This is a genomic window from Gordonia tangerina (assembly GCF_021556435.1).
Lineage (GTDB): Bacteria > Actinomycetota > Actinomycetes > Mycobacteriales > Mycobacteriaceae > Gordonia > Gordonia tangerina.
Genome location: NZ_JAKGCU010000055.1, coordinates 1 through 2,611, shown reverse-complemented (window position 1 = coordinate 2,611; position 2,611 = coordinate 1). Strand labels below are relative to the sequence as shown.

The following is a 2,611-nucleotide window of genomic DNA, read 5'->3' as shown; positions in this document are numbered from 1 at the left end:
CAACTCAAACAACTCGGCTACCAGGTCCACCTCGAGAAAGCGTCCTGACCCGAAACCGTCCCGACCCAGCGCCCACGACGCCAGTCAGCGACGCCACCTCACCTAACCTTCCTTACAGATCCCCCCGCACCTCACGGCCCACCGATCGGTGGCCATCACCTCCACCACCGGATCCCCCGGTCGGCGGACCTTGCGAACGCCAGGTCACGGCAAAGTTCTCGGTGTCACCATCGTCGGCTTCGATCAGTGGCGAGTCCCCGCTGCGCGCCGGCCCGCGGCAGTGAAAGCGCCGGTCGGCGCTTGGTTCGTCCGCGCTCAGTCGGCGCGCGCTCGGTCGACCACGAAGTCCCGGAATCGGTCCGCCGCATCCGGCAACGGTCTCGGACGAAACCACGTCAGCCCGATCTCGCGAGACTCGTCGGCCAGCGGGATCAGCTCCACGCCCGGTCGGAGCGCAGTGTCATCGACGGGCACCACCCCGATCCCCAAACCGGCACCCACCAGACCCGTGATGGTGGTCAGTTCGGCGGATTCGAAGGCGATGGTCGGCGCGATATCGGCTGCGGCACAGAGCTCGTCGACGATGCGCCGCATCCCGTATCCGCGCTGCATCACGATGAACTCCTCGTCGGCGGCCTCGGCGAGCCCGATGACCGAACGCCCGGCGAAGCGATGGCCCCGCGGAACCACCAGGGCGAGATTCTGCTGTGCTATCGCGAGCCATGCCATGTCGGTACGCATCGGCCGGGGTGAAACGATCGCGAGATCCGCCTCGCCACGGGCCACGTGATCGACCACCGTGGCCGCCGCATCCTGGGTGAGGGTGAACCGGGCCCCGGGATTGGCGTCTCGGAAACCCTTGATCAGATCGGGGACCAGCGCAACGCCGAAGGAATGCAGAAAGGCCAAGCGGATCGGTCCCTGCGCGGGCCGAGTCATGTCCTCGATCTCCCGTCGCGCGGTGTCGAGTTGGACCCGGGCGCGCCGGGAGCGCTCGAGGTAGACGCGCCCGAAGCGGTTGAGGACGAGTCGCCGTCCGTGCCGATCGAACAGCGGAACTCCGAGGTCGAGCTCGAGGCGCGCGACGAAACGAGACAGCGTCGGCTGCGAAACGTGAACCTGTTCGCCGGCCGCAGTCAGGTTCTCCGCCTCTGCGATGGCGATAAACCAGTCCAGTTCATCGTGCATCAGACTCAATCTACCTGCAATTATTCCCATCTGCATAAGAGACTGGCACATGCTTCATTTTGCGCATCTGCGATGTGGTGCTTGCCTGAGTAGCGATGACGACCACAGCCTCTACAGCCGCGAGGACCGGATGCACCCCGGGCACACCCGGGTATCGCCGTGCCACCATCGCGTTGTTCGCCGCCGGCATGACGACATTCATGGCGCTCTACTATGTGCAGGCCCTATTGCCGCAGTTGTCGGATCATTTCGGTGTCTCCCCCACCTCCGCGGCATTGTCGGTATCGCTGACGACCGGTTTCCTGGCCGTCGCGATCATCCCGGCCAGCGTCTTGTCGGAGCGCTTCGGTCGGGTGCGCATCATGGCGATCTCCGCGCTGGCCGCATCGATCGTCGGCATCCTGCTGCCGTGGGCGCCGACCATTGAACTGCTGTTGGTCGGCCGCGGACTCCAGGGCGTGCTGTGCGCTGGGGTGCCGGCAGTGGCGATGGCCTACCTCGCCGAGGAGATCGACGGCGGGTCGCTCGGCACCGCAATGGGTCGCTACATCGCCGGAACCACCATCGGCGGCTTGACCGGTCGCCTGATCCCGGGCTTCGCCGTCGACGTGGTGACATGGCAGTGGGCCCTAGAGATCGCCTGCCTGGTGTCGCTGGCCTTCGCCATCATCTTCTGGCGGACCGTCCCGGCGTCGCAGTTCTTTGCCCCGCAACGTATCTCACCGGCCACCACGATCGGTAACCTGCTCGGCCATCTGCGCAACCCGGGACTGCTCCCACTGTTCCTCCTCGGTTTCGTGCTGATGGGCGGATTCGTCACCGTCTACAACTTTTTGGGCTACCGCCTGCTGCGTGGCCCCTTCGGGCTCAGCGAGGCAGTGGTCGCAACCGTGTTCGTGATGTACCTGGCGGGCACCTTCTCCGCGACGATCGCAGGCCGGTTCGCCGACCGATGGGGACGACGGCCGGTACTGATCGCCGCGGTGTCGAGCATGCTGGTCGGTCTCGGCCTGACCGTGCCCGACAATCTCCCAATCGTGCTGGTCGGCATGTTCGTGTTCACCGCGGCCTTCTTCGCCGCGCACTCGGTGGCCAGCAGCTGGGTGTCGGCGCGCGCCACCGATCACCGTGCCGAGGCATCGTCGCTCTACCTGTTCCACTACTACCTCGGGAGTTCGGTGGTGGGTGCGCTGGGCGGGCTGGCGTTCTCCGCGTTCGGATGGGTGGGTGTAGCCACATACGTCGCGGTGCTGGTGGCGGCGGGTCTGGGCCTGGCCGTATTCGGGCAGGAATGACCCCCGATCAGTACGGTGGTGGGTTCTGTGTGTTCCAGCGTTCCATGGCGCGGGTGTCGGCGCGCTCTACCGATTTCGCGCGTTGGCCGCGGAGGGTGTCGATGCGTTGTCGGGCGGGGTCATCGGGT

At 66.1% G+C, this 2,611-nt stretch carries 2 protein-coding genes; one reads left to right on the top strand and one right to left on the bottom strand.

Annotated elements, in window-relative coordinates; all coding sequences use genetic code 11:
• Window positions 1-315: 315 nt before the first annotated feature.
• Window positions 316-1,188 (bottom strand): LysR family transcriptional regulator, encoded by an 873-nt coding sequence (locus tag L1892_RS24505; protein ID WP_235726350.1) that lies wholly within the window; start codon window positions 1,186-1,188, stop codon window positions 316-318.
• 95 nt (window positions 1,189-1,283) lie between these two features.
• On the opposite strand from L1892_RS24505, the gene L1892_RS24500 reads away from it, so the two are divergent.
• Window positions 1,284-2,483: an MFS transporter gene (locus L1892_RS24500; protein ID WP_235726349.1), complete on the top strand. Its 1,200-nt coding sequence runs from the start codon at window positions 1,284-1,286 to the stop codon at window positions 2,481-2,483.
• Window positions 2,484-2,611 lie beyond the last annotated feature (128 nt).